This window comes from Streptomyces sp. NPDC002125, assembly GCF_053593715.1.
This window is the reverse complement of sequence record NZ_JBSFDD010000013.1, coordinates 36,864-53,998: the sequence shown is the minus strand read 5'-3', so window position 1 is coordinate 53,998 and position 17,135 is coordinate 36,864. Positions and strand designations below refer to the sequence as shown.

Annotated in this window: 17 protein-coding genes; 13 read left to right on the top strand and 4 right to left on the bottom strand. The window is 72.9% G+C overall.

Going from position 1 to position 17,135, the window contains the following annotated elements; genetic code table 11:
- Positions 1-10 precede the first annotated feature (10 nt).
- The 4 genes from ACWCQM_RS22335 to ACWCQM_RS22320 all read left to right on the top strand — a co-directional run bounded on the left by ACWCQM_RS22335 (position 11) and on the right by ACWCQM_RS22320 (position 3,587).
- Positions 11-721, top strand: a complete 711-nt coding sequence (locus tag ACWCQM_RS22335; protein ID WP_450916913.1) for an ABC transporter permease — start codon at positions 11-13, stop codon at positions 719-721.
- A 3-nt stretch (positions 722-724) separates the two neighbouring features.
- Complete coding sequence (locus ACWCQM_RS22330) at positions 725-1,399, top strand: ABC transporter permease (protein WP_450916912.1); 675 nt, start codon at positions 725-727, stop codon at positions 1,397-1,399.
- A gap of 74 nt (positions 1,400-1,473) precedes the next feature.
- Entirely contained in the window at positions 1,474-2,454 is a 981-nt protein-coding gene (locus ACWCQM_RS22325) for an ABC transporter substrate-binding protein (protein ID WP_450916911.1), read from the top strand.
- Positions 2,455-2,558: 104 nt separating this feature from the next.
- Positions 2,559-3,587 carry a hypothetical protein gene (locus tag ACWCQM_RS22320; protein WP_450916910.1) on the top strand — a complete coding sequence of 343 codons (1,029 nt, stop codon included), beginning with the start codon at positions 2,559-2,561 and terminating at the stop codon, positions 3,585-3,587.
- Positions 3,588-3,625: 38 nt separating this feature from the next.
- On the opposite strand, the gene ACWCQM_RS22315 is transcribed toward ACWCQM_RS22320, so the two are convergent.
- Both ACWCQM_RS22315 and ACWCQM_RS22310 read right to left on the bottom strand, forming a co-directional pair.
- On the bottom strand, positions 3,626-4,768 hold the full coding sequence (locus ACWCQM_RS22315) for an NADH-quinone oxidoreductase subunit D (protein ID WP_450916909.1): 1,143 nt from the start codon (positions 4,766-4,768) through the stop codon (positions 3,626-3,628).
- Positions 4,769-4,803: 35 nt separating this feature from the next.
- Entirely contained in the window at positions 4,804-5,823 is a 1,020-nt protein-coding gene (locus ACWCQM_RS22310; RefSeq protein WP_450916908.1) for an SAM-dependent methyltransferase, read from the bottom strand.
- A 96-nt stretch (positions 5,824-5,919) separates the two neighbouring features.
- On the opposite strand from ACWCQM_RS22310, the gene ACWCQM_RS22305 reads away from it, so the two are divergent.
- Positions 5,920-7,128: a sensor histidine kinase gene (locus ACWCQM_RS22305; protein ID WP_450916907.1), complete on the top strand. Its 1,209-nt coding sequence runs from the start codon at positions 5,920-5,922 to the stop codon at positions 7,126-7,128.
- Between the two features lie 19 nt (positions 7,129-7,147).
- Complete coding sequence (locus tag ACWCQM_RS22300; RefSeq protein ID WP_450916906.1) at positions 7,148-7,822, top strand: response regulator; 675 nt, start codon at positions 7,148-7,150, stop codon at positions 7,820-7,822.
- A gap of 74 nt (positions 7,823-7,896) precedes the next feature.
- On the opposite strand, the gene ACWCQM_RS22295 is transcribed toward ACWCQM_RS22300, so the two are convergent.
- The gene (locus ACWCQM_RS22295; RefSeq protein ID WP_450917035.1) at positions 7,897-9,009 is read right to left on the bottom strand and encodes a DUF5937 family protein; all 1,113 of its coding nucleotides are present in this window, start codon (positions 9,007-9,009) and stop codon (positions 7,897-7,899) included.
- A 105-nt stretch (positions 9,010-9,114) separates the two neighbouring features.
- Between ACWCQM_RS22295 and ACWCQM_RS22290 the strand changes: the two genes are divergently transcribed.
- Entirely contained in the window at positions 9,115-9,273 is a 159-nt protein-coding gene (locus tag ACWCQM_RS22290) for a hypothetical protein (protein WP_198959785.1), read from the top strand.
- Positions 9,274-9,394: 121 nt separating this feature from the next.
- On the opposite strand, the gene ACWCQM_RS22285 is transcribed toward ACWCQM_RS22290, so the two are convergent.
- Positions 9,395-10,540, bottom strand: coding sequence for a threonine aldolase family protein (locus tag ACWCQM_RS22285; protein ID WP_450916905.1), 1,146 nt, complete (start codon positions 10,538-10,540; stop codon positions 9,395-9,397).
- A gap of 166 nt (positions 10,541-10,706) precedes the next feature.
- Here ACWCQM_RS22285 and ACWCQM_RS22280 point away from each other — a divergent pair, with 166 nt between their 5' ends.
- The 6 genes from ACWCQM_RS22280 to ACWCQM_RS22255 all read left to right on the top strand — a co-directional run bounded on the left by ACWCQM_RS22280 (position 10,707) and on the right by ACWCQM_RS22255 (position 17,064).
- Entirely contained in the window at positions 10,707-11,681 is a 975-nt protein-coding gene (locus ACWCQM_RS22280) for a Rossmann-like and DUF2520 domain-containing protein (protein ID WP_450916904.1), read from the top strand.
- A 17-nt stretch (positions 11,682-11,698) separates the two neighbouring features.
- The gene (panC, locus tag ACWCQM_RS22275) at positions 11,699-12,712 is read left to right on the top strand and encodes a pantoate--beta-alanine ligase (RefSeq protein ID WP_450917034.1); all 1,014 of its coding nucleotides are present in this window, start codon (positions 11,699-11,701) and stop codon (positions 12,710-12,712) included.
- Positions 12,709-14,481: an L-aspartate oxidase gene (locus ACWCQM_RS22270; RefSeq protein ID WP_450916903.1), complete on the top strand. Its 1,773-nt coding sequence runs from the start codon at positions 12,709-12,711 to the stop codon at positions 14,479-14,481. Before panC ends, ACWCQM_RS22270 begins: the two co-directional genes overlap by 4 nt.
- A gap of 2 nt (positions 14,482-14,483) precedes the next feature.
- On the top strand, positions 14,484-15,530 hold the full coding sequence (gene nadC, locus ACWCQM_RS22265) for a carboxylating nicotinate-nucleotide diphosphorylase (protein WP_450916902.1): 1,047 nt from the start codon (positions 14,484-14,486) through the stop codon (positions 15,528-15,530).
- Entirely contained in the window at positions 15,530-16,327 is a 798-nt protein-coding gene (locus tag ACWCQM_RS22260; RefSeq protein ID WP_073750234.1) for a type III pantothenate kinase, read from the top strand. The genes nadC and ACWCQM_RS22260 overlap by 1 nt, the downstream gene beginning before the upstream one ends.
- A 140-nt stretch (positions 16,328-16,467) precedes the next feature.
- Complete coding sequence (locus tag ACWCQM_RS22255) at positions 16,468-17,064, top strand: hypothetical protein (protein ID WP_450917033.1); 597 nt, start codon at positions 16,468-16,470, stop codon at positions 17,062-17,064.
- Positions 17,065-17,135: the final 71 nt, after the last annotated feature.

Here is a 17,135-nt window from a genome sequence, read left to right as displayed (position 1 = left end):
TGGGGGACGGATGGCCGAGCAGAACTGCCTGGTGGCGAACGACTGGATCTGCGGGGAGTATCTGCGTTCCCGCAGCCATGAGTTGACCGAGGCGACCGTCCAGCACATCTGGATCACGGCGGTCTCCGTGCTGATAGGGCTCGTGGTGGCATTTCCGCTCGCGCTGCTCGCCCGCCGCGGAAGGCGTTTCGCGGGACCGGTGCTGGGGCTGACCACCGTGCTCTACACCGTGCCCTCGCTGGCGATGTTCTCGCTGCTGCTGCCGCTCTTCGGGCTCTCGGCGGCGCTCGTCGTCACGGGCCTGGTGCTCTATTCGCTGACCATCCTCGTGCGCAACATCCTGGCCGGCCTCGAAGCGGTGCCCCAGGAGGCCAGGGAAGCCGCGAAGGGGATGGGGTACGGCCCCGCCCGGCTCCTCTGGGAGGTCGAACTCCCCCTGGCCCTCCCCGCGCTGATGGCCGGGCTGCGCATCGCCACGGTGTCGACGGTCGCGCTGACCACGGTCGGCTCACTCGTCGGCAAGGGCGGCCTCGGCAACCTCATAGAGGACGCGCTGCCCAGCTTCTTCAAGGCCCAGGTGCTCACCGCGTCCGTGCTCTGCGTGCTGCTCGCGGTGGCCGCGGATCTGCTGCTGCTCGGGGCGCAGCGCCTGCTCACGCCGTGGACCCGGATACGGACCCCGTCCACGGGGCCGGGCATCGCGAGGACGGAGGCGGCCTGACCCATGGGAGTCATCCAAGACGCGTGGACCTGGCTGACCACCGGCTCCAACTGGTCGGGGGACGGCGGGGCGGCCCAGCGCCTGGCGGAGCATCTGTACGTCAGCGGGATCGCCCTCGCGGTGGCTTGTGCCCTCGCCCTGCCGGTCGCCCTCTGGCTGGGCCACGTCGGCAAGGGGGGCGCGCTGGCGGTCAACGTCTCCAACGTGGGGCGGGCGGTCCCGGTGTTCGCGGTGCTGGCCCTCTTCATGATGACGCCCCTGCGCAACTCCGGCTATCTGCCCACGGTGATCGCGCTGGTGCTGTTCGCGGTGCCCCCGCTGCTGACGAACGCCTACGTCGGGATGAGGGAGGTGGACCGGTCGGTGCTGGAGGCGGCGCGGGGGATGGGGATGTCCGGCGGGCAGCTCTTCGTGCGTGTCGAGCTTCCCCTCGCCTACCCGATGATCATGACCGGTCTCCGGTCCGCCGCCGTACAGGTGGTCGCGACCGCCTCCATCGCCGCGATGGTCGGGCTCGGCGGCCTCGGCCGGATCATCACCGCCGGATTCAACACCTACGACACGGCGCAGGTCTTCGCGGGCGCCGTGCTGGTCGCCCTGCTGGCCCTGGTCGTGGAGGGGGTGCTCGTGGCGCTGGACCGGCTGCTGTCGCCCCTGCGCCGCCGCAGGACCGTATGAACGGCCGCCGCGGGACCGTAGGAACACGCGGACCCTTTCGCACTGTGCACACCATTTCCCGGACGGAGAACACCATGAGCAGGACCTCGCGCATAGCGGGTGCGGTCATCGGAGTGGTCGCGCTGGCAGGGTCGCTCGCGGCCTGCGGCGGCGACAGCCTGGAGAGCGAGAAGAGCGGCTCGGACGCGGGTTCGGGTGCCGGTTCCAGGAAGGGCTCGCTCGTCGTGGGCGCCGCCGCCTTCACCGAGTCGAAGGTGCTGGCCGAGCTGTACGCGCAGATTCTGGGCGACGCCGGATACGACGCCTCGATCACCACGGTGAAGAACCGCGAACTCTACGAACCCTCCCTGGAGAAGGGTGAGATCGACGTCGTACCGGAATACGCGGCGACCCTCGCGGAATTCCTCAACGCCAAGGTCAACGGCGCGGACGAGGCGGGGAAGAACCCGGTCGCCTCGGGTGACGTGACGGCCACCGTGGCGGCCCTGGAGAAGCTCGCCACCCCGCTCGGGCTGAAGGTCCTTCCGGCGGGCGAGGCCGTCGACCAGAACGCCTTCGCGGTGACGAAGGAATTCGCCGACAAGAACAGCCTGAGGACGCTTTCCGATCTCGGCGCCTCGAAGATCAAGGTGAAGATCGCGGCGGGTGACGAGTGCGAGGTGCGCCCGTTCTGCGCTCCCGGACTGAAGAAGACGTACGGCATCGACGTCACCGGCATCGATCCCAAGGGTGTCGGCACGCCGCAGTCCAAGCAGGCCGTCAAGGACGGCAAGGACCAGCTGGTCCTCACGACCACCACGGACGCGGTGCTCGACACTTACGGGCTGGTGTTCCTGGAGGACGACAAGAAGCTCCAGAATGCGGACAACGTCCTTCCGGTTGTCAATGCCAAGGACGCGGGCGCCCCGGAGATCGCGGAGGCGCTGGCGAAGCTCACCGGCGTACTCACCACGAAGGACCTCGCGGAACTCAACCGCAAGGTCGACGCCGAGCGTGCCAAGCCCGCCGACGCGGCTGCGGACTATCTGCGGTCGAAGGGCTTGATCAAGAAGTAAAAGGGCGTATCGAAGGGCCACTTGAGAGGCCGCTAGGTAACCGGCGGGGAACAGATTGCCGGGCGGCCTCCCAAGTGACTCGTACGCACGGTAAATTTCGGGCCATGCCACGAGGACGCCACCGCCATTCGCCGCCCCTTCACAGAATCCTGCCGCCCGCCGTGCTGGCCGGAGTGCCGGTCGTCTGTGCCGCCGGCGCCTGGCTCCTCGCGGAACCGCAGGCCCTGCGCGCCCTGGTGGCCGTGACGGCGGCCGCCGCCGTCACCGGTGCCTGGCTGATGCGCAGCTGGGACCGGGCCGCCGGGCTCCGTGTGGCGGAGCTGACCCGGGCGCGTGCCAGCGACGAATGGAAGACCGAGGAGCGCATAGCCGAGGTCGAGGCCGACCTCGAGGAATCACGGGAACTGCGCGTCCGGCTGGAGACCAAGCTGCGCCGCAAGCGCGTGGAGCTCGCCGGGCTGCGGAACGAGCACGCGGCGCTGCTGCGCCGGTACGCCAACGCCGAGACCGAGCGGGCCAGCGCGCTGGAGGGCCGCAGGCAGCTCGCCATCGAGGCGTCCGCTCCGCGCGAGCTGCTTCCCGCGAGCTCCACACCGACCCCCGGGGCCTATCTGAGGGCCGCCCAGGCACTCCAGGACCTCTCGCGGAACGCGGCGCTCCAGGAGGCCCGCCGCACGGCCGAGCTGGCCAGGCGGCGCGATCTCGCCGAGCGTGCCGCGGACCGGGACACGGAGGGAAACGGCCCGAAGGGGAAGCACGCGGCGGTCGCCGGAGCGGGTGACCTCCAGCACCGCCGTACGCAGGCCGCCCTGCCCGCCCCGAAGCTGTCGCCCGCCCCCGTGCGCCCGCCGCGCGCCGTGCCCGCGGCCTCCGCGGTCGTCCCGTACGCCGCGGCGCGCCGCCATCTCGTCCCGCAGGGAAGCTTCGACTTCTTCGGGACGCAGAAGGCGAACGCCGCGATCGAGTCCGTGCAGAACGAGGACCTCGCGGACGTGGTGGGCGAGGAGGCCCTGGCGGCGCACCGCACGGGCACGGCCGAGAACCGCGCGGTCGGCAAGGTCATCGACCTGACGGCGCACGACGACACCGAGCAGCTGGACGTCGTCGGGCTGCGGAGCGCGATCTCCTCGTAGTAACCGGCTCCGCCGGGGCGGAGCGGGGCGGGACGGGGCTACTTGTCGATGTCCCCGACGACGAAGAAGAGCGATCCGAGGATCGCCACCATGTCGGCGACGAGCGTGCCCGGCAGCAGCTCGGTCAGCGCCTGGATGTTGTTGTACGAGGCGGAGCGCAGCTTCAGCCGGTACGGGGTCTTCTCGCCCGTGGAGACCAGGTAGTAGCCGTTGATGCCGAGCGGGTTCTCGGTCCAGGCGTAGGTGTGCCCCTCCGGCGCCTTCAGCACCTTGGGCAGCCGCTGGTTGATGGGCCCGGGCGCCAGGTCCGCCATCCGGTCCAGGCAGGCGTCGGCGAGGTCCAGCGCGTTGTGCGTCTGCTCCAGCAGGCACTCGAAGCGCGCCAGGCAGTCCCCCTCGGTCCGGGTGACGACCTTGAGGGTGTCCCGCAGCTCCCCGTACGCGAGATACGGCTCGTCCCGGCGCAGGTCGAAGTCGACGCCCGAGGCCCGGGCGATCGGCCCGGAGACCCCGTAGGCGTGCACGGCGTCGGCGGACAGCACCCCCACGCCACGGGTGCGGCCCCGGAAGATCTCGTTGCCGAGGACCAGCCGGTCGTAGACGTCCATCCGCGAACGCACCGAGGCCACGGCGTCCCTGGCCCGGCCGAGCCAGCCCGCGGGCAGGTCCTCCTTGAGGCCGCCGACCCGGTTGAACATGTAGTGCATCCGGCCGCCGGAGACCTCCTCCATCACGGCCTGGAGCTCCTCGCGCTCCCGGAACGCGTGGAACATCGGGGTGATCCCGCCGAGTTCGAGGGGGTAGGAGCCGAGGAACATCAGATGGTTCAGGACCCGGTTCAGCTCCGCGAGCAGCGTCCTCGTCCAGACGGCGCGCTCCGGGACCTCCATGCCGAGCATGCGCTCGACGGCCATGACGACACCGAGCTCGTTGGAGAACGCCGACAGCCAGTCGTGGCGGTTGGCGAGCATGATGATCTGGCGGTAGTCCCGGGCCTCGAAGAGCTTCTCCGCGCCGCGGTGCATATAGCCGATGACCGGCTCGGCCTGCTGGATCCGCTCGCCGTCCAGCACGAGCCGCAGCCGGAGCACGCCGTGCGTGGAGGGGTGCTGGGGACCGATGTTCAGCACCATGTCGGTGCTCTCCGCCGCGCCGCCGATGCCGATCGTCGTCTCCGTCATGCGGGACAGTATCCCTCCTCGCGATCCGGGCCCCGCTATCCCTCCTCGCGGTCCGTGAACCGCCGTCCCTGTCCATCGTCGCGGTCCGTGACCCGTTGCCGCAGCCAGCCGAAGTCGCCCAGCCCGCCCCGCGCCGTGAGCTCCGCGGCCTCGCCCGCCGACGCGAGCGCCCGCACATAGCCGACGGGATCGGCCGACGCCCTGGCCAGCGGCGGCCGTTCGCCGCTCACGCCCAGTTCACGCAGCGCCGTCCGCTGGTCCAGCAGTTCGGCGGTGCCCCCGGCCGCCGCCGCGCATGCGTCCAGGGCGACGTGGGAGGTCAGGTCGCAGCCGCCGTCGGGTACCGGCTTCACCTCGCGGCCCTCCCGGAAACCCGTGAGCGTCCCGAACGGCGGCCTCGCCGCCCGGACATGCGCGTAGTCCACGGCCACGGCGGTCCCGGAGTCCAGGGAGGCGACGGCCGCAGCCCAGGCCTCGTCGCGCGGCCCGCCGATCTCCGCACGGTCACCGGGCCCGGACAGCGGCCACCAGTGGCTCAGCCACCGGGCGTCGGCCCCGGTCACCGGATCGCCCAGCCGCTCGGTGCCGTCGCTCCGCACGAGGACGTAGCGGGCCACCCCGTCGGCGTCGGCCTCGGCGATCTCGGTCGGCACGTTGTCCAGCCATTCGTTGGCGAACAGCAGCCCCCGTGTCCCCCGCGGGAGTTCGGCGCACCACTCGACGGCGGGGTCCAGGCCCGGCGGGCGCGGGGCGATCTCCACGGCGTACGCCCGTACGGTGAGCCCCGGAGCGAGGGAGCCGTCCCGCAGCGCCGCCAGCACCCCGGTCACCAGCTCGCCGCGGCCTGCCCCCACATCCACCAGGTCGACGGAGTCCGTGCCCAGCTCCCCGGCCGTGGCGGCCAGCAGCCGGGCGACGGCGGTCGCGAACAGCGGGGAGGCGTGCACCGACGTGCGGAAATGGCCCGCGGGGCCCTCCGGGCGCCGGTAGAAGCCCTCGTCACCGTACAAAGCGGACTCTGCGGCTTCCCGCCATCGGCACCAGGCATACGTCACGTAGGCAAGTCTCCACCTTGGGGAGTACGGTCCCAGGACCCGGATCGATCCTCCGGCTGACCCTGGTACCGATCAGCTGTCCCTACGCTGGGTAACGTGCAGCGCTTCTACGATTTCATCCGCAGACACCCGACGGGCGTCGACATCCTCTGGGCTGTCTGCCTCCTCGGGTTCTCCGGCGTGTCCATCGTGGCCGGCCAGGTCGGGGGCGGCCCGGAGCGCGTCGCCGCCGTGCCGATCGCCGTCGGACTCTGCGTCGTGGTCGCGCTGCGCCGCCGGGCACCGGAGAAGATGCTGCTGCTCGCGATCCTGATGGGCGTCGCCCAGCTGCTGTTCGGAGTGCGGCCGGATGTGGCGGACTTCGCCATGCTGGTGATCACCTACACCGTCGCCACGGTCGGCGAGCGCTGGGCGTCCCGGCTCGCCCTCGGATGCAGCCTGGCCGCTGCGGGGATCTCGCGGCTGCGCTGGCCCGGCGACGCCCCGGTAGGCGGCTGGGCGCAGAGCCTCGGCTACGTCGTCATCATGACCGTGCCGTTCGTCCTGGCCTGGGTGCTCGGTGACTCGATACGCACCAGGCGGGCCTACTTCAGCCAGCTGGAGGAGCGCGCCGCCAGGCTGGAGCGCGAGCGCGAGGCGCAGTCGAAGGTGGCCGTGGCCGCCGAACGCGCCCGTATCGCCCGTGAACTGCACGATGTCGTCGCGCACAACGTCTCGGTGATGGTGGTCCAGGCCGACGGCGCCGCGTATGTCATGGACGCGTCCCCGGATCAGGCCCGCCAGGCACTGGAGACCATCTCCAGCACCGGCCGCCAGGCCCTCGCGGAGATGCGACGGCTGCTCGGTGTGCTGAGGACCGGGGACGCCAAGGAGAGCGGGGAGTACGTCCCCCAGCCCGACGTCGAGCAGATCGAGGAACTCGTGGGCAAGGTCAGGGAGACCGGCCTCGCGGTGGACTTCAGGATCGAGGGCACTCCGCGTCCGCTGCCGAGCGGGGTCGAGCTGACCGCGTACCGCATCGTCCAGGAAGCCCTCACCAACACCCGCAAGCACGGCGGCCCGGACGCCGGGGCGAGCGTGCGGCTCGTCTACTTCGACGACGGGCTCGGCCTCCTCGTCGAGGACGACGGCCGGGGGGCGCCGCACGAGCTGTACGAGGACGGCGGGATCGACGGCGCGGGACAGGGAATGATCGGCATGCGCGAACGGGTCGGCATGGTCGGCGGCACCCTGGACGCGGGCCCGCGCCAGGGCGGCGGCTTCCGGATCAGCGCGCTGCTCCCGCTCAAGCCGGCCAACCAGTGAAGGAAGGACAGGACACCGCATGGCGATCCGCGTGATGCTCGTCGACGACCAGGTGCTGCTGCGCACCGGCTTCCGGATGGTGCTCGCCGCACAGCCGGACATGGAGGTCGTCGCGGAGGCGGGCGACGGGGCCGAGGCGATCGAGGTGCTCGACTCCACGTCGGTCGACGTGGTGCTGATGGACGTACGCATGCCACGGCTGGACGGGGTCGAGGCGACCCGGCGCATCTGCGCGCGGACCGAACCGCCCAAGGTGCTGATCCTGACCACGTTCGATCTGGACGAGTACGCCTTCTCCGGCCTGAAGGCGGGTGCCAGCGGGTTCATGCTCAAGGACGTGCCGCCCGGCGAGCTGCTCTCCGCGATCCGCTCGGTGCACAGCGGCGACGCCGTCGTGGCCCCGTCCACGACCCGCCGGCTGCTCGACCGCTTCTCCCCGATGCTGCCGAGCAGCACGCAGGAACCGCGGAACAAGCACGTGGGGAAGCTGACGGAGCGCGAGCGCGAAGTGATGCTGCTGGTCGCCCAGGGACTGTCGAACGGCGAGATCGCGGCCCGCCTGGTCCTCTCCGAGGCGACCGTGAAGACCCATGTCGGCCGCATCCTCACCAAACTGGGGCTGCGCGACCGCGTCCAGGTCGTCGTCCTCGCTTACGAGACGGGGCTGGTCAGGGCCGGTGGCGGGGCGGGCTGACGCCCACCCGCGCACTCCGGGCGCCGCGGATCGACCGCGGTACGCACGCCGGCGTACGTCCGTGAGCCCGCGGCTCACCGCAGTACGCCCTCCAGGAAGTCGCTGCCCAGCCGGGCCACCACGGTCAGGTCGAGCGCGTGCAGGACGTACCTGCCGCGCCTGCGGGTGGTGACGAGCCCGGCCTTCTTGAGCACCGCCAGATGGCGGGAGACCTCGGGCGGTGTGATGCCGTGCGACGCGGCGAGTTCGCCCGTGGTGTACGGGGAACGGGCCAGGTTGCGGCAGATCCGCATCCGCATCGGGTGGGCCAGCGCCTCCATCCGGAGCTGGAGCAGTTCGACGGACGCGGGGGAGGGCAGCTCCGGGCGGTGCACCGGGTACTGGATCACCGGGCGCCAGCCGGGGGCGTGCAGCACCATCAGATGCGGCCAGCCGAAGCTGGTCGGGATGAGGGTGAGACCGGTGCCGGTGGCGGACCCCGTGGCCTCGGTGCGCCCCGTGGTCAGCTTGTCGACGCTGATCCTGCCGGCCTGCTCGTCCAGTGACAGGGCCGCGGAGACCGCGTCCAGCGCCGCGCCGAGGCCCTTGCGGCGCAGCACCTCCGTCTTGTGCCGGGCGTCGGTCGCCAGCTGGACCTGGGCGCGCTGCCAGGTGTCGGAGAAGAAGGCCTGGTCGCAGTCCTCGAAGAGCCGCCGGACCCAGCCGCGCACGGAGACGGGGTCGGCCAGCAACTGGCGGGTGAAGGCCAGCGGCTTGGGCCCCCTGGCCGCCGCCATGTCCAGCGCGCGGGTCCGCATCGGGGCGTCGGCGAGCGGAGAGGGCGCGCCCGTTCCGTACAGGCTGGTGCAGGTGAACTCCAGGGCGGCCGAGACGAACCGCTCGTCGTCCAGCTTGTCGAGGATGTCCAGGTCCTCGGCGAGGGTCGCGCCGGTCCTGCCGTCGCCGCCCGGGACACCGGCGAACGGCATGAAGATGTCGGAGAACGTGTTCCGCCACAGGAACTCCGCCTCGTTCAGCCGGTCCGCGAGGTCCGGCTCCAGGGCGGCGGAGGTCGCGGTCGCCCAGCCGTGCAGGCCGGGGTGGTGCCCGGGCTCGGAGAGCGCGTGCAGGGCCAGCCCCAGCTCTGCCAGAGGGGAGGTCTCGAAAACGATGCGTTCGGGAGGCAGACCCGCGATGTCGATGTGCACGCTCACCCCTCCATAGTGCGGGGTGCCGGAGCGGGGGTTCCCCCCACTTGACCGCAGTCGTCAATCCACGGGCGGAGCGGGCGGGGGCGGGGTCAGGCTGGATTCATGGACATCGTTCAGCAGCACATGCTCGACAGCTATCGGGCCGCGCAGCACGGCGAGGTGCCGCCACCGCTGCCCGGCAGGCACGACCGGGACGTCCTGCGCGGCATCCGCAGGCGCATCCGCGCCTGGGCGGCCGCCCACAGGCCGCCCCTGGCCTGATCCGCCGGGCCGCTTACGCGAGCCGGGCCGCTTACGCGAGCCGGGCCGCTTACGCGAGCCGGGCCGCTTACGCGAGCCGGGCCGCTTACGCGAGCCGCACCTCCTACGCGAGCCGCACCTCCTACGCGAGCCGTGCCGTGAACTCCGCCACCGCCTCCTTCACGTCGCCCGCCGTCCACTCCAGCCCCGGAGCCGCCACCGTGACCTCGGTGAACGAGAGCCCGGGCGGACCGGACGGAGCCGCGAACCAGCGGCGGAAGAGCGTCACGCCCGTCTCCTCGGCCTGCCGCACCGACGCCTCGTCCAGCACCTCGGCGGCGTACGGCAGCCAGACCTGGAACTGGTGGGTGTGCGGCGGCTCCGGGTGCACCCGGAACCACGGCACCGGCGACGCGGCCAGGCCCTCCGAGAGCGCGCCGGCGACCACCTTGGCGTGGGCCACGTACGACGGCAGCCTCGGCAGCTCCCGCTCCAGGCCCAGCAGGGCGGAGAGGGCGGCCGGATACTGCTGGAAGACCTGTCCGCCGTAGCGGTGGCGCCAGGTCCTGGCCTCCTCGATCAGCGACTCGGGCCCGGCGAGCACCGCGCCGGACATGCCGTCCAGGGACTTGTAGAACGACACGTACACGCTGTCGGCGAGCGCGGCGATCTCCGGCAGCCCGCGCCCGAAGTGCGACGTGCACTCCCAGAGCCGCGCCCCGTCCAGATGCACCACGGCGTCCCGCTCCCGCGCGGCGGCCACGGAGGCCTCCAGCTCCTCCCAGGAGGGCAGGACGAAACCGGCGTCGCGCAGGGGCAGCTCCACCATGAGCGTGCCGAACGGCTCCGGGAAGTCCCGGATCTCCTCCGCCGTCGCCTGGCGGGGAGCGCTCGTGGGATGCACCGTGCGCAGTCCGGCCACGGAGGTGAGGGCGGAGCGCTCGTGCACCTCGGGGTGGGCCAGCGGATGCAGCGCGACGACCGGACTGCCCGTACGCCCCGCCCAGCACCGGAGGGCGATCTGCTGGGCCATTGTCCCGGTCGGGAAGAACGCCGCGGCCTCCATCCCCAGCAGATCGGCGGTGCGCCGCTCGACCTCGGCGACGACCCCGTCCCCGTACACATCCGTCCACTCGTCCAGGTCGTGGACGGTGCCGGCTCCGGCGGCGAGCGCGGTCAGCCGCTCGGCCAGCGTGTGGTCGGCGGAGGCCCGCGCCAGAACCTTCCCGGACCGCTGCCACGCGGTCAGCCTGCGGTTGCGCTGCTTCTGCTCATCGGTGACTGCCATGGGACGATCATCACCCGGACAACTGACACCGCCCACCGCGGGTCCCCTCGCCGCCGGAAGTTATCCACAGGGTGTGGACGAGCGGTGGGTGTACGGAAACGCTGGCGTAGCATGCAGAGGAATCGTCCGGTACCCCCCGCGGACTGGAACGGAAGGCCGTCGCCGCGTGAACGCATCAGTTTCCAAGGAACCCCTCGACGCGAGGGACCGCCCCGCCCGCCTCGCCGTCGGAGTCGTCGGCGCGGGCCGGGTCGGCCCCGCCCTCGCCGCCTCGCTGCAGCTCGCCGGACACCGCCCGGTCGCGGTGTCGGGCGTCTCCGACGCATCCGTGCGCAGGGCCGCCGCCCTGCTCCCCGACGTACCCCTGGTGACCCCCGCCGAGGTCCTCGCACGGGCCGACCTCGTGCTGCTGACCGTCCCCGACGACGCGCTGCCCGGCCTGGTCGAAGGCCTCGCCGAGACCGGCGCCGTGCGTCCGGGCCAGCTCATGGTCCACACCTCCGGGCGTTACGGGACGAAGGTGCTCGACCCCGCGCTGAGGGCCGGTGCCCTCCCGCTCGCGCTGCATCCGGCGATGACCTTCACCGGCACCTCCGTCGACGTCCAGCGGCTGGCCGGCTGCTCCTTCGGGGTCACCGCACCCGAGGAGCTCAGGCTCGCCGCGGAGGCGCTCGTCATCGAGATGGGCGGCGAGCCCGAATGGGTCGCCGAGGAGTCCAGGCCGCTCTACCACGCCGCGCTCGCCCTCGGCGCGAACCACCTGGTCACCCTGGTCGCGCAGTCCATGGAGCTGCTCCGGAAGGCCGGTGTGGGCGCCCCCGACCGGATGCTCGGCCCGCTGCTCGGCGCCGCCCTCGACAACGCCCTGCGCTCCGGCGACGCCGCGCTGACCGGGCCCGTCGCCCGGGGAGACGCGGGGACGGTGTCCGCCCACATCCGCGAGCTGCGCCGGCACGCCCCGCAGACGGTGGCCGGATATGTCGCCATGGCCCGCGCCACGGCCGACCGGGCGCTGGACCACGGGCTGCTCAAGGCGGAGCTCGCGGAGGACCTCCTCGGCGTCCTCTCGGACAGCAACGCCGTGCACGGAACGAACGGAACACACGGCCCGGACGAGTCCGGACCGGGGGAGAGCCGATGAACAGCGCACCCGAGCCGATGAACCCCGCCCCCGCGACCCTGCTGAGCACCGCGGCCGAGCTGGACGCCCTCGGCCGCGCACCCGGGGCACGCCGCTGCGTCGCCATGACGATGGGCGCGCTCCACGAGGGCCACGCCACTCTGATCCGCGCCGCACGGGCCGCGGCGGGACCCGAAGGCCAGGTCGTCGTCACCGTCTTCGTCAACCCGCTCCAGTTCGGCGAGGCGGCCGACCTCGACCGCTATCCCCGCACCCTGGAGGCCGACCTGGCCCTCGCCTCGGAGGCCGGGGCCGACGCGGTCTTCGCCCCCTCCGTCGACGAGGTCTACCCGGGCGGCGACCCGCAGGTCAGGATCACCTCGGGCCCCATGGGAGAGCGGCTGGAAGGCGCCCACCGCCCCGGGCACTTCGACGGCATGCTCACCGTCGTCGCCAAGCTCCTGCACCTCACCCGGCCGGACGCGGCGTTCTTCGGGCAGAAGGACGCCCAGCAGCTCGCACTGGTCCGCCGCATGGTGCGCGACCTCAACTTCGGCATCGACATCGTCGCCGTACCGACCGTCCGCGACCCGGACGGCCTCGCCCTCTCCAGTCGCAATCGCTTCCTCACCCCCGAGGAGCGCCACACCGCGCTGGCACTGCCCAGGGCGCTGTTCGCCGCCCGCGACCGGCTGGCCGCCCAGCAGGCGCTGCACGCCCGCGCCCGAACGGTCCCGGAGCGCGAGGGCAGGGCCGCCGCCCTCACCCGGCTCGGCGAGGCCCGTGCGGCGGCCGACACCCAGGCGGTGGCGCTGGCCAGGCCGACCGTCGCCCCCGCGGCGGTGCGGTCCGCCGCCCGTGCCGTCCTCGACGAGGCGGCCGAGGCGGACGTGCCGCTCGTCCTGGACTACGTGGCGCTCGTGGACCCGGCCGACTTCACCGAGATCCCGGACGACCGGGTCAGCGGTGATGCGCTCCTGGCCGTCGCCGCGCGGGTGGGAGCCACCCGCCTGATCGACAACATCCCGCTGACCCTCGGAGCCCTCTCGTGACCGGAATACGGCTGACCGCCCCCGCCCCCGGCTGGGCCATCGACGCGGACGTCGTCGTGGTCGGCTCGGGCGTGGCCGGTCTCACCACCGCGCTGCGCTGCGCGGCGGCGGGCCTCGCGACGGTCGTCGTCACCAAGGCCCGCCTGGACGCCGGCTCCACCCGCTGGGCGCAGGGCGGCATCGCCGCGGCCCTCGGCGAGGGCGACACCCCTGAGCAGCACCTCGACGACACGCTGGTCGCCGGGGCGGGGCTCTGCGACGAGGCGGCGGTGCGGGCCCTGGTCACCGAGGGCCCCGACGCCGTACGCCGGCTGATCGACACGGGCGCCCACTTCGACACCACGGAGACGGGTGACATCGCCCTGACCCGCGAGGGCGGCCACCACCGCCGCCGCATCGCGCACGCCGGGGGCGACGCGACGGGCGCCGAGATCTCCCGCGCCCTGGTCGGCGCGGTCCGCTCCGCCGCCCTGCGCACCATCGAGAACGCCCTGGTCCTGGACCTGCTCACGGACGCGGAAGGCCGTACCGAAGGCGTCACCCTGCACGTCATGGGCGAGGGCCAGCACGACGGCGTCGGCGCCGTCCGCGCTCCCGCCGTGGTGCTCGCCACCGGCGGCATGGGCCAGGTCTTCTCCGCCACCACCAATCCGCCGGTCTCCACCGGCGACGGGGTGGCGCTCGCACTGCGGGCCGGGGCCGAGATCTCCGACCTCGAATTCGTCCAGTTCCATCCGACCGTCCTGTTTCTCGGCGCCGGTGCCGAGGGCCAGCAGCCGCTGGTGTCCGAGGCGGTGCGCGGCGAGGGCGCCCATCTCGTCGACGCGTCCGGGACCCGCTTCATGCTCGGGCAGCACGAGCTGGCCGAGCTGGCGCCCCGCGACATCGTCGCCAAGGCGATCACCCGCCAGATGCAGCTCCAGGGCACCGAGCACATGTATCTCGACGCCCGCCACTTCGGTACCGAGATGTGGGAGACGCGCTTCCCGACGATCCTGGCCGCCTGCCGCACCCACGGCATCGACCCGGTGACGGAGCCGATCCCCGTGGCCCCCGCCGCGCACTACGCCTCGGGCGGCGTGCGCACGGACCTCACGGGCCGTACGACCGTCCCCGGCCTGTACGCCTGCGGAGAGGTCGCCTGCACCGGTGTCCACGGAGCGAACCGGCTGGCGTCCAACTCCCTCCTGGAGGGCCTGGTCTTCGCCGAGCGCATCGCGGCCGACATCGCGAGCGGCGCGGAGACCACCGGCCGCCCGCGGGCCGCGGCCCCGGGCGTACCGGTGGTGGACTCCTCCCGCGAGCGCACCGTCCCGCTGCTCACCGCCGAGTCCCGCGGCACCATCCAGCGGATCATGACCAGGGGCGCCGGAGTGATCCGCTCCGCCGCCAGTCTCGCCGGCGCGGCCGAGGAGCTGGAGGCGCTCCGGCGCGCGGCCGCCGACGCCGAGGACGACGGCCCCAAGGACGCCGTGCCCGGCGTGGAGGCGTGGGAGGCGACCAACCTGCTGCTCGTCTCGCGGGTGCTCGTCGCCGCCGCCAGGGAGCGTGAGGAGACCCGCGGCTGCCACTGGCGCGAGGACTTCCCGGACCGCGACGACGACGCTTGGCGCCGCCACCTCGTCGTCCGCGTCACCCCGGACCGCCGGCCCGTCGTCCGCACGACGGACAGTGCCGCGTTCCCGCCCGTACGCGCCGGAGAACCGGCAGACTCCGCACTGCCCACCAGCCTCCGCAACCAGCCCGCCGACGCCCCCGAGGAGCCGTAACCGTGAGCACGCCCGAAGAGAATCCGCGCCCGACACCCGTGGACGTACCGCTGATCCACATCGGCGCACCCGCCGCGTCCGGGGGCGGCTGCGGCGACGGCTGCGGCTGCGGTGACGGCTACGACCCCGACGGCCTGGAGTGCGGCCTCGACCCCGCGCTGGCCCAGCTCCTGGCCGAGGCCGGGCTGGACCCGGTCCAGGTCGAGGACATCGCCCATGTGGCGATCGAGGAGGACCTCGACGGCGGCGAGGACGTCACCACCGTCGCGACCGTCCCTGAGGACGCCGTCGCCACCGGGGACTTCACCGCGCGTGAGCCGGGCGTGGTCGCCGGTCTGCGCGTCGCCGAGGCCGTCCTCTCCATCGTCTGCACCGACGAGTTCGAGGTCGAGCGCCACGTCGAGGACGGCGACCGCGTCGTGGCGGGCCAGAAGCTGCTCACGGTCACCACCCGCACCCGTGACCTGCTCACCGGCGAGCGCAGCGCGCTCAACCTGCTCTGCCGGCTCTCGGGGATCGCGACCGCGACCCGCGCCTGGGCCGATGTGCTCGAAGGCACCAAGGCCAAGGTCCGCGACACCCGCAAGACGACCCCGGGACTGCGCGCGCTGGAGAAGTACGCCGTGCGCTGCGGCGGCGGCGTGAACCACCGCATGTCGCTCGTGGACGCCGCGCTGGTCAAGGACAACCACGTGATCGCCGCGGGCGGTGTCGCCGAGGCGTTCACCCGGGTCAGGAAGGCGTTCCCCGAGCTCGCGATCGAGGTCGAGGTCGACACCCTGGAGCAGGTGCGCGAGGTGCTCGACGCGGGCGCCGACCTGATCCTCCTGGACAACTTCACCCCGTCCGCGACCGCCGAGGCGGTCGCCCTCGTGGGCGGCCGTGCCGTGCTGGAGTCCTCGGGCCGGCTCTCCCTCGACTCCGCGCGGGCCTACGCCGACGCCGGGGTCGACTATCTGGCCGTCGGAGCCCTCACGCACTCCTCGCCGATCCTCGACATCGGCCTGGACTTCCGCGACGCGGTGCCGACCGACGGGGCCGTCGCCTGATGCTGCTCACCATCGACGTCGGAAACTCCCACACGGTCCTCGGCCTGTTCGACGGCGAGGAGATCGTCGAGCACTGGAGGATCTCCACCGACGCCCGCCGCACCGCCGACGAGCTGGCCGTCCTGCTCCAGGGCCTGATGGGCATGCACCCGCTGCTCGGCATGGAACTCGGCGACGGCATCGAGGGCATCGCGATCTGCTCGACCGTCCCCGCCGTCCTGCACGAGCTGCGCGAGGTCACCCGCCGCTACTACGGCGACGTCCCCGCCGTCCTGGTGGAGCCGGGCGTCAAGACGGGCGTGCCCGTCCTGATGGACAACCCGAAGGAGGTCGGCGCGGACCGCATCGTCAACGCGGTCGCCGCCGTCGAGCTCTACGGGGGCCCGGCGATCGTCGTGGACCTCGGCACCGCCACCACCTTCGACGCGGTGTCGGCGCGCGGCGAGTACGCGGGCGGTGTGATCGCGCCCGGCATCGAGATCTCGGTGGAGGCTCTCGGGGCGAAGGGGGCCCAGCTCCGCAAGATCGAGCTGGCCAGGCCCCGCAGCGTGATCGGCAAGAACACCGTCGAGGCCATGCAGTCCGGCATCGTGTACGGCTTCGCGGGCCAGATCGACGGGGTCGTCGAGCGCATGAAGAAGGAGCTGGCGGCCGACCCCGACGAGGTCACCGTCATCGCGACCGGCGGCCTTGCTCCGATGGTGTTGAAGGACTCCTCCGTCATCGACGAGCACGAACCGTGGCTGACGCTGATCGGGCTGCGCCTCGTGTACGAGCGCAACCTCGCCAGGATGTAGGGCACGCCCTCGGTCACCTGCGGGAACGGTCCGGCGGTGCGGCGCTCGACGGCGCGCCGCCGGGCGGCCAGTTAAGCGGATTTTGTCCATTTAGCACGTATTGTCGCGTCATGCCCACGCCCTACGGATCACGCGGCGGCATGGCGTTCAGCGCGGACGAGCTCCGGGTGCTCCGACGCGCTCTCGCCAACGCCCTCCACCCCACGCCCCTGCCGGAAGATGACGTCCAGGACTGCCTGCGGCTCGCGGGTGCGGTGGACGAGGCGGTGAGCGAGGCCGGCAGGCTGCGCGCCTTCCTCCTCGCCGATCTCGCCCGCTACCGCGAAGCGCTCCCCGGCTCGCTCAGCGGCTATCTGGAGCTCCTCCAGGACGCACTCGCGGCGGGTTACGACCCCCGCCCCGACGATCTGGCGGCCCTGCGCGCCCTGCGGGGCGCACCGGTCGCGGCGGCCCTCCTGGAGCGCTGCCAGGTGCTCGCCGAGCGCTCCGTGCGCGCCCGTCTCGCCGGGTGCGCGGCCCCCGCCACCGCACCGGCGCCGCGCAGCCGGCTGCTGGCCCTCCCCGGGGGCCTGTCGGCGGCCAAGGAGCCCGAGCGGCCCCGGACCCCTTCGGGGCCTCCCGCGCCGGCCCGCCCCGCCGCTCCCGGCGAGCGCCCGATGCCCAAGCCCTCCGAGGTCTTCCCGCCCCGCCGCAGGCCCGTGCCGGCGCCTCCGCCGGAGGAGCGCGCGGTGTCCTGAGCCGCCGGGAGGGGGCCGCCGCGCCCGGGGGGTGCCCGGGAGTGGCCGGAATGCCGGGCTCGCTACCCTGG

Coding starts and splice junctions, on each gene's coding strand:
- ACWCQM_RS22335 (WP_450916913.1), top strand. CDS start 11: ATGGCCGAGCAGAACTGCCTGGTGGCGAACGACTGGATCTGCGGGGAG.
- ACWCQM_RS22330 (WP_450916912.1), top strand. CDS start 725: ATGGGAGTCATCCAAGACGCGTGGACCTGGCTGACCACCGGCTCCAAC.
- ACWCQM_RS22325 (WP_450916911.1), top strand. CDS start 1,474: ATGAGCAGGACCTCGCGCATAGCGGGTGCGGTCATCGGAGTGGTCGCG.
- ACWCQM_RS22320 (WP_450916910.1), top strand. CDS start 2,559: ATGCCACGAGGACGCCACCGCCATTCGCCGCCCCTTCACAGAATCCTG.
- ACWCQM_RS22315 (WP_450916909.1), bottom strand. CDS start 4,768: ATGACGGAGACGACGATCGGCATCGGCGGCGCGGCGGAGAGCACCGAC.
- ACWCQM_RS22300 (WP_450916906.1), top strand. CDS start 7,148: ATGGCGATCCGCGTGATGCTCGTCGACGACCAGGTGCTGCTGCGCACC.
- ACWCQM_RS22290 (WP_198959785.1), top strand. CDS start 9,115: ATGGACATCGTTCAGCAGCACATGCTCGACAGCTATCGGGCCGCGCAG.
- ACWCQM_RS22285 (WP_450916905.1), bottom strand. CDS start 10,540: ATGGCAGTCACCGATGAGCAGAAGCAGCGCAACCGCAGGCTGACCGCG.
- panC (WP_450917034.1), top strand. CDS start 11,699: ATGAACCCCGCCCCCGCGACCCTGCTGAGCACCGCGGCCGAGCTGGAC.
- ACWCQM_RS22260 (WP_073750234.1), top strand. CDS start 15,530: ATGCTGCTCACCATCGACGTCGGAAACTCCCACACGGTCCTCGGCCTG.
- ACWCQM_RS22255 (WP_450917033.1), top strand. CDS start 16,468: ATGGCGTTCAGCGCGGACGAGCTCCGGGTGCTCCGACGCGCTCTCGCC.